A 7424-nucleotide genomic window follows, 5' to 3' on the forward strand; every position below is an offset into this window, starting at 1 on the left:
GTCTGCCCAAGCGAGCAAGTCCAGGCTGGTTTCCGTCATTCAAGCCGCTATTCTGAGTCCGCGCGTCAGGCCTTTCGTCCGAGCAGCTTCCTCAACGTCCTCGCGTTGCTGACCGCGTGGCCCTCCGCATCGTTGTTGAAGTACACGAACACGTCGAGCCCGTCCTTCAGGTAGCGTCTGATCTTCTTCGCCTCCTCGGCCAGCTCCGCCTGCGAGTAGCTGGAGGCGAACAGCCGTTCCCGCCCGTGAAACCGCAGGTAGGCGAAGTCGGCCGTGAGCACGTCGCGGCGTGGATAGTCGGGCGAGTCCGCGATGCAGAAGGCCGCATGGTGGCGGCTGAGCAGGCGATAGACCTCTTCGACCAGCCAGGACTCGTGGCGGAACTCGAAGACGAGCCGCACGTCCGACGAGCCCGCCTCCTTCAGAAACGCCGCCAGCCGGCTCTGCTCGCACCGGAAGCTGGGCGGGAACTGCAGCAGGACCGGCCCCAGGTGTGCGCCCAACGAACGGGCGTTGCGCACGAACGTCTCCCAGAGTTCCTCCACCTCCTTGAGCCGCTTCGTGTGCGTGATCAGCCGGCTGGCCTTGACCGAGAAGATGAATTCCTCCGGCACCTGCCCCGCCCACTTGGCGTAGGTCCCCGGCTTGGGCAGGTGGTAGAAGGAGTAGTTGACCTCAGCGGTGGGAAACTCGCGGGCGTAGAACTCCAGATATTGCCGGCTGGGCAGATCCTCCGGATAGAAGGTCCCCCGCCAGCTCGGATAGGTCCAGCCCGACGTGCCGATGAGCAGCCGCGCCATGTCGGTCCCGCCTCTCAGAGGACTGCGTCACCACAATTCTACTCGATCTTCGACCGCTGGAAGAACCTCAGGAAAGGACCCGGCACCTTTTTCAACTAGAGGCCGAGATCGGTCAGCCCCGGATGATCGTCGGGGCGGCGGCCCAGCGGCCAGCGGTACTTGCGGTCGGATTCCTTGATGGGAAGGTCGTTGATGCTGGCGATGCGACGGCGCATGAGCCCGTTGTCGGCGAACTCCCAGTTCTCGTTGCCGTAGGAGCGAAACCAGTTGCCCGAGTCGTCGTGCCACTCATAGGCGAAGCGGACCGCGATGCGCGCCTCGTGAAAGGCCCAGAGCTCCTTGATGAGGCGGTAGTCCAACTCCTTCGCCCACTTGCGCCGGAGAAACTGCACGATCTCCTCGCGCCCTTTTAAAAACTCCGACCGGTTGCGCCACGTGCTGTCCACGGTGTAAGCGAGCGACACCCGTGCGGGGTCGCGCGTGTTCCACGCATCCTCGGCCATGCGCACCTTCTGGATCGCGGCCTCCCTCGTGAAGGGCGGAAAGGGAGGACGCCCACTCTCGCTGCCGGGCATGTCAGGCTCCTTCGTTAGCTTTCGGGTCGAGCGATTCGCCCGAATGAGCGTGGTTCGGCGTAAAACCGCGCCTCAGACCTCCGGAAAAGACTCCAGACTCCCTTTCTGCCTCTTAGCAGCACCACTGTCCAAAGTCAGAGCAAACGGACGCGGAATATGGAGGTTACCCGCGGGCACAACTGTTGGAGTTCTTCGAGATCGTGCGTGCGGGGAATCGGCTGGTCCCGCCAGGCCAGATAGCCTTTCAGGTATTTCTCCACGGCCTGTTGCGCATGAAAACAGGCGGTGTCATACGGTCCCTCGCTCGCCACCGTGCGGCGGGCATCGGCCAGGTCGCTGTCGCCTTGGCGGAACCAGCCTCTGGCCAGCGCCTGCCTATCGTTCATACAAGAGCTTGCCTTCCCGCAGCACCGTGGAGATGAACGCGTTGGGGACCAAGCGCCAGGCGTCGATTTCCTGAGGCGTCCAGACCAGCAGGTCGTTCGCGGGAAAGACCCCGCAGAGGGCACGACGGTACCGGGCGGAGCGGCGCCAGCGCGGCAGGTCGGATTCTTCAACGATGAGCGAGTCCAAATCGCTGTCCGGCCGGGCCGGCCCCCTGGCCCACGACCCAAACAGCACGATTTTCTGCGGCGAGCCGGCGGTGAGGATGCGCCGGACGACCTCAGCCAGCAACTCGTCCGTCACGGCAGGATAGGCAAAGGCTGTCGTCATACGCATTCTCTAGCATATCCCCTCGGCACTGTCCACTTGTCCGACAAGCGCGCCCCGCAGCACGCGCGCCGGCCGCCCCCGCCGCTGAGCATCCGCACCATCCCGGCTCAACATTCTACCCAAACCGGCCACTGAAGGAACATGACCACCAGCCACTCCGTTCACTGCATACAATCCGCCGAAGCTACAGCCTGGGACTGTTGACAAGTCCTCCAAACGCGCAGAGAATCGCCGCATACGATGACTCAACCGCCTCTCAAAGCCTTGCACGCACAGGCCGTGCTGAGCCAGACGAAGATCTCACAATTTTCGCGCCTGTCCAATGACGAACTGATCAAGTCTTTGGAGCCTGGCAAACCCGGTTCACTGAAGGCCCGCGAGGATGGAACAGTGATGGATGGGCATCATCGCCTTCAAGTGCTGCGTGATCGGGGCGTTGACATTGACGCGTTGCCACGCGAGGTCATTCCGAAGAAGGAGCCGCCCTGAAGCGTGGGAGTGAGTTTGTGAGTGCGTCGTTTTATCTGATACCAGGAGCATGGGCTGGACGACTCGCCATTCTCACTCGCCCTCGCGGTGGAGGTTGGCTGGAGGGCGATGTCCGTTCGTGGATGCGTGTCGGGGTGAACACGCTGGTGTCGTTCCTCGAGCCTGGCGAGGAGGCAGAGCTTGACCTCGTCAAAGAAGCTGAACTGTGTCGCACAAACGGCATCGAATTCTACTCGTTCCCCATCGCCGATCGTGGAGTTCCTGCGTCACGCGACAAGACGTTGAACTTGCTAAGGGAACTGGAGCACCGCTTGACTGCCGGAAAGACCGTGGGAATCCATTGTCGGCAGGGGATCGGTCGATCAGCCGTCATCGCGGCATGTCTTCTCATCGCCACAGGCGAGACCGCCGACACCGCGTTTGAGCGAATTAGCCACGTGCGGGGACTGCCGGTTCCGGAGACAGCCGAACAGCGCGAGTGGGTGAATAGTCTTGCGCCTCAAATCAGTGCCGTTCGTCACTGATCAAGGCATACGCGCGGAAGAGTTGCTGCCCGCTGACGACGAGATAAGCCAGGCCTTGTTCAAGAACAAGAAATGGTTGGCAGCCCGGCCTACTTCCCGCAACAAGCGCGCCGGCCACCCCCGCCGCTGAAATTCCCATCTCCGGGAAAAGACTCCTGCTACCTTTCCCACCTCGGTACTTTTCCCACTTAGGACTGCTCTCCGAGCCAGCGGACGAAGTCCCGCGCCCCGTGGAGAAAGGCGACGACTTCGATTTCGGATTCTCGGACTTCATAGATGAGGCGATAAGAATGCACGAAAACTTCGCGGATGGCGGGATTCTGGAGCTCGGGAACCACACGACCGCGCTCGCTCAGCGTCTCGAGTGAATCTGCGAGAGCGAGGGCCGCGTGAAGGATCTTCTGCGCCCCGCCCATCGAGTCTTGAGCGATATAGTCGAGTGCCGCGTCCAGCGCAGCCTGAGCGCTGGGAGCCCACGTTATGCGTCGACGCCGACTTGCCATTTCCGGCGGAGAGCCGCGGCAACCTGCTCATGCGTGACACCCTTTCCCGCGGCGATCTCCGCACGACCCTTTTCAACCTCTTGAACGACATACAGATGATAGAGAACATCATCTAAGCTGCAGTCGTCCGGCAAGCGGTCCAGCAACTCCCTCACGGTTTGTTTTGCACTCATGAAATCTTCCTCCCTGTTGCCACCGATTGTACCTCAGCGGCATCTATAGAGCCACCCTTCCCTTTTCCCCATCGCCCCCGCCATTGCGCTCCCCACCTTCAAGGCGTCGGGCTAACGCTGGGGGTGAGCCGCCGAATTTGCAAGGTCGGCTCCACCCATTGGTTAGGCGGCGACAGTCTATGCACGAAGGACAAATAACGTCGCACCAATGTCAGGATAAAGAGCGTCGCCGTCTTTGATGATAAAACCCTTCCAGGGATTGGTGCTCGTCCTGGCCCAGACAATCACGTCCGGTTTGTCCTCTCTCGCAGTAAGCTCTGCAACCACCGCCTTGGCAACAGCGACGCGACTTGCGAGCGCGACGTCGTCAGACTCCAAGACCAACACTGATTCGCAGCCCGCGCCGCTGGCGGCCTGCAACTTGTGACATTTGTTGGCGAGCGACCGTCGAATACTCTCGCGTCTCTGCTGTTGTCGGTCGCCAACTAGCCCTTGCATGACAAGCAATTGGCTTCCATAGTCGCAGTCCCGGTGAAGGGTGACCTCAAAGGGCACTCCGGTCGGCGTGGCTGAGATTTCGCATTTCCCTGCAGGTCCGGTTCCCTCTTCGGGATCCAGCGCCGCAGCGTGGTCTATGATCCAGGTCGCTAGAGCAGCCCGCACCTGCTCATGGTTAGCCGCGGCTACGTGCACGGCTCCGACGTCCACGGTCAAGAAATAGACGCCAGGGAGCTTGCCGTTCAGTTGAGCTTCCAATGGCCCCAGGAGATAAGCGAAATGCTTTCCCTCAGCTATCTGATTTGGAAAGCTCTCGATGCGGGTGTGCTCCACCGCGAACCGAATGGTGGCCGTGTGGTAGATGCACTCGACAGCCGGCCGATCCCGGACCACAGCATCGATTCCCTCAATCCTCACAATTTGCTCCGACCGGCGATCGGCTAAATACTTCGCCACTGCGCCACATATTGCTCGTTCGTTCTTGGGCTCGGTCTTGGCCATGTTGGTCGGATCACTCTCGCCTCACCTAACGGTGCGGCTCAGCCGGTGGAGCGAGCGCTCCGAGTCGCAGACTGGTGCAACTGGAAGTTAGACCGGTCACGAGATGGTTATTTGCACACGAACGTGATTGTTGCGACACCGTTCGCCGGAAAGGCCCACTCAGACTTGATGTCTGTGACAGTGATCTTCTTGCCAAGCGAATCGCACTTCGCGTTTGCGTTCCTGAGCACCATTTCACGTGCTCCAGTGATGCCACCTCGGGCTGGGGACGCGTTGGCGGAAACCTGGTACATGTCCTCTCCAACCTTTAGCGCCTCTGATTGCCACGCGCAGGCCGACGATGCAAGGCATGCAATCGTTAAGAAATAGGGCCAAGCGATAGTTGCCAGCCGCCCGAAAAAAGCACCTGTGGGGCCCACTGTCATGATCACCTCCGCTGCCTAACTATTAAGTGAACCGCTCGGTCTCTTGGGATACACACGCGGTCTATCCCGCACTGAATCGTCTCCATGCCTACGAGAAACGTCCGCAATATCCGCCCCTTGTACGACTTTGTCAAGATGCCGCAGGCTGGGATAGACGGCGAAGCCGGGCGGTGTATCCAGCTATTGGCCCGCAGTATATCCAGCCATCAACTCCACACAGATGGCCTGGTCGGAGGCGGTCAGAAGGGAGATACGGGGACCGCGACTTTGTGTGGAGCTTCGTGTCAACTTGCCCGGGTGGGCTGGTTCAAAACGGACTGACCGGATGGGCTATGGAGGCGGACGGCAGGCGGGCGCGGGATGTCGGAGCGCCGAAAGGGTGCCGGGCGCCGTTCTAATATTCCGATGAGGCGACCGGCCAACGGTAAGGCCGGGAACAGCCGTGGCTGCTCAACGCATCATGACCGCATCACCCATTGCAATCGAAGAGCAACGGGTACCCGGCTGCCCGCCGTTCGTCAGCCGCATAGTTGACGTGAGGGTTCGGAAAAGAAGTTACGCGGCGGCCTTGGCGGATGGGCCGGCCCCACCGCAGGGCTCATGATGCGCCTACATCGAAGAACCGCTGAGCCGCGTCCAGGAATTCACGGGCCTGGTCGATCCGCTTGGTCACGGATTCCTTGTCGAAGGATACATCCACATCGTAGTCTCCGCGCAGGCGGTCAGCGAAGGCATCCAGGAGCCAACGATGGTATTTGGGGTCCAAGAGTCCCGTTTTGGCAAAGGCCTCTCCATATGCCGCGTGAACGCTGGCGTGCTTGCGATAGCGTAGGTCCCGCTCTCTGAGCAGCGCTTGAGCCGCATGCAGCATCGCGTAGTAGCAGCGTCCCGCGGCGGATTCATAGTCCCTTTCCCGCAGAAGACTCTCCGCCGCCCGCAGTGTGCGAGCCGCCTTCTCCAGGAACTTACGGGCCTCGTCTTTCATGCAGGAACCGCTTCCTCTCGGACATTGAGGAAGAAGTTCGTCTGGTCCGTCTGCCAGCGCTGCTCCGAGGCGAACACCCGGCTGATCGTGACGCCGGACCTCAACGACAGCGTCGAGACCACCTCGCCGGTCCGGTCGATCTCCTGTGAGTAGTTGTCCACGCGGTCCAGGACGATCAGCACATCCATGTCTGACGCTTCGTCAGCCTCGCCACGGGCATAGGAACCGAAGAGATACACTCCCCTGAGCCTCGCTCCATAGAGCTGCCCAAGATGCTCTTTCAATTCCTTCAAAAGCCGTTGAATATGCTCGCTCACGTGTTTACCCTCTCCCGTCGGTTGACTTCCATACCTGCAACCGCAGGGTTCCGGATGCGGAAGACTTCGGGAATCGAATGATGAGGATCAGGCTACTTTTTATGGAGCCTCGTGTCAACTTGCCAGGGGTGTACCTGGATTCAGAGCGACTGGAACGGATGGGGTACGCGACGCGAGGAATAACGAGCGTCACGTTTGCGCACGCCGGCGAGTTGGTGAGCCGGCCGGGTCTTGGAGGCGGACGGCATGGCGGGCACGGGATGTCGGAGCGCCGAAAGGGTGCCGGGCGCCGTTCTGTTATTCCAGTGAGGCGACCGGCCAACGGTAAGGCCGGGAACAGCCGTGGCTGCTCAACGCATCATGACCGCATCACCCATTGCAATCGAAGAGCAACGGGTACCCGACTGCCCGCCGTTCGTCAGCCGCGTCAGTTTTGATGGACTTCGGAAGGTACGTGAACAGCCGCGCATTCAGCGGAAAGGACAAGGGAGGTGAGCGGGCCTGGTCTTACGACGCGGTTTTGGCCGACTTGCCGGACCGGAGGTACTGGTCCACCGCCGCGGCCATCTTGCGTCCTTCGGCGATGGCCCACACGATCAGCGAGGCGCCCCGGCGCACGTCGCCGCCCGCGAAGACCCCGTCCACGCTGGACATGTAGTTGCCGTCCGTGGCCACGTTGCCCCGCGCGTCGTACTTCACGCCCAGACTGTCCAGCAGCCCCAGCTTGACCGGGCCGGTAAAGCCCATCGCGAGCAGGACTAAATCCACGTCCATCTCGAACTCGGTGCCGGGGACCGGCACGAACTTGCCGTTCTCGAAGGAGACCCGGTGCGCGTGCAGCTTGGTGACATGCCCGTTGTGGCCGGAGAACTTGGTCGTCGAGACGCTCCACTGCCGGTCGCAGCCCTCCTCGTGGGCGT

General features: G+C 61.2%; 12 protein-coding genes. 2 read left to right on the forward strand and 10 right to left on the reverse strand.

Annotated features, from left to right (window positions below):
* Window positions 1–65: 65 nt before the first annotated feature.
* The 4 genes from AB1411_16225 to AB1411_16240 all read right to left on the reverse strand — a co-directional run bounded on the left by AB1411_16225 (window position 66) and on the right by AB1411_16240 (window position 2089).
* Window positions 66–800, reverse strand: a complete 735-nt coding sequence (locus tag AB1411_16225) for a DUF72 domain-containing protein (GenBank protein ID MEW6545138.1) — start codon at window positions 798–800, stop codon at window positions 66–68.
* Between the two features lie 95 nt (window positions 801–895).
* Entirely contained in the window at window positions 896–1375 is a 480-nt protein-coding gene (locus AB1411_16230; protein MEW6545139.1) for a nuclear transport factor 2 family protein, read from the reverse strand.
* 134 nt (window positions 1376–1509) lie between these two features.
* Window positions 1510–1761, reverse strand: a complete 252-nt coding sequence (locus AB1411_16235) for a HEPN domain-containing protein (GenBank protein ID MEW6545140.1) — start codon at window positions 1759–1761, stop codon at window positions 1510–1512.
* A complete protein-coding gene (locus AB1411_16240; protein ID MEW6545141.1) occupies window positions 1751–2089 on the reverse strand; it encodes a nucleotidyltransferase domain-containing protein in 339 nt (112 codons plus the stop codon). Before AB1411_16240 ends, AB1411_16235 begins: the two co-directional genes overlap by 11 nt.
* A gap of 240 nt (window positions 2090–2329) precedes the next feature.
* Here AB1411_16240 and AB1411_16245 point away from each other — a divergent pair, with 240 nt between their 5' ends.
* Entirely contained in the window at window positions 2330–2578 is a 249-nt protein-coding gene (locus AB1411_16245; GenBank protein ID MEW6545142.1) for a hypothetical protein, read from the forward strand.
* A 134-nt stretch (window positions 2579–2712) separates the two neighbouring features.
* Entirely contained in the window at window positions 2713–3102 is a 390-nt protein-coding gene (locus AB1411_16250) for a protein-tyrosine phosphatase family protein (protein MEW6545143.1), read from the forward strand.
* A 188-nt stretch (window positions 3103–3290) separates the two neighbouring features.
* Here AB1411_16250 and AB1411_16255 read toward each other — a convergent pair whose 3' ends face one another.
* From AB1411_16255 to AB1411_16280, 6 genes are all read right to left on the reverse strand, one after another.
* On the reverse strand, window positions 3291–3605 hold the full coding sequence (locus tag AB1411_16255) for a type II toxin-antitoxin system RelE/ParE family toxin (GenBank protein ID MEW6545144.1): 315 nt from the start codon (window positions 3603–3605) through the stop codon (window positions 3291–3293).
* Window positions 3581–3778, reverse strand: a complete 198-nt coding sequence (locus tag AB1411_16260; protein MEW6545145.1) for a hypothetical protein — start codon at window positions 3776–3778, stop codon at window positions 3581–3583. The genes AB1411_16255 and AB1411_16260 overlap by 25 nt, the downstream gene beginning before the upstream one ends.
* 177 nt (window positions 3779–3955) lie before the next feature.
* Entirely contained in the window at window positions 3956–4777 is an 822-nt protein-coding gene (locus AB1411_16265) for a hypothetical protein (GenBank protein ID MEW6545146.1), read from the reverse strand.
* Window positions 4778–5800: 1023 nt separating this feature from the next.
* A complete protein-coding gene (locus AB1411_16270; GenBank protein ID MEW6545147.1) occupies window positions 5801–6187 on the reverse strand; it encodes a HEPN domain-containing protein in 387 nt (128 codons plus the stop codon).
* The gene (locus AB1411_16275; GenBank protein MEW6545148.1) at window positions 6184–6504 is read right to left on the reverse strand and encodes a nucleotidyltransferase domain-containing protein; all 321 of its coding nucleotides are present in this window, start codon (window positions 6502–6504) and stop codon (window positions 6184–6186) included. Before AB1411_16275 ends, AB1411_16270 begins: the two co-directional genes overlap by 4 nt.
* 507 nt (window positions 6505–7011) lie before the next feature.
* On the reverse strand, window positions 7012–7424 hold a 413-nt coding region (locus AB1411_16280), incomplete at its 5' end, for an FAD-dependent oxidoreductase (GenBank protein ID MEW6545149.1).

The organism is Nitrospirota bacterium (assembly GCA_040757595.1).
GTDB lineage: Bacteria > Nitrospirota > Nitrospiria > Nitrospirales > Nitrospiraceae > JBFLWP01.

Bases quoted from the DNA above. Each gene is read 5' to 3' on its own strand.
- AB1411_16235 (MEW6545140.1), bottom strand. From the start codon at position 1,761: ATGAACGATAGGCAGGCGCTGGCCAGAGGCTGGTTCCGCCAAGGCGAC.
- AB1411_16270 (MEW6545147.1), bottom strand. From the start codon at position 6,187: ATGAAAGACGAGGCCCGTAAGTTCCTGGAGAAGGCGGCTCGCACACTG.
- AB1411_16240 (MEW6545141.1), bottom strand. From the start codon at position 2,089: ATGACGACAGCCTTTGCCTATCCTGCCGTGACGGACGAGTTGCTGGCT.
- AB1411_16230 (MEW6545139.1), bottom strand. From the start codon at position 1,375: ATGCCCGGCAGCGAGAGTGGGCGTCCTCCCTTTCCGCCCTTCACGAGG.
- AB1411_16245 (MEW6545142.1), top strand. From the start codon at position 2,330: ATGACTCAACCGCCTCTCAAAGCCTTGCACGCACAGGCCGTGCTGAGC.
- AB1411_16260 (MEW6545145.1), bottom strand. From the start codon at position 3,778: ATGAGTGCAAAACAAACCGTGAGGGAGTTGCTGGACCGCTTGCCGGAC.
- AB1411_16255 (MEW6545144.1), bottom strand. From the start codon at position 3,605: ATGGCAAGTCGGCGTCGACGCATAACGTGGGCTCCCAGCGCTCAGGCT.
- AB1411_16225 (MEW6545138.1), bottom strand. From the start codon at position 800: ATGGCGCGGCTGCTCATCGGCACGTCGGGCTGGACCTATCCGAGCTGG.
- AB1411_16265 (MEW6545146.1), bottom strand. From the start codon at position 4,777: ATGGCCAAGACCGAGCCCAAGAACGAACGAGCAATATGTGGCGCAGTG.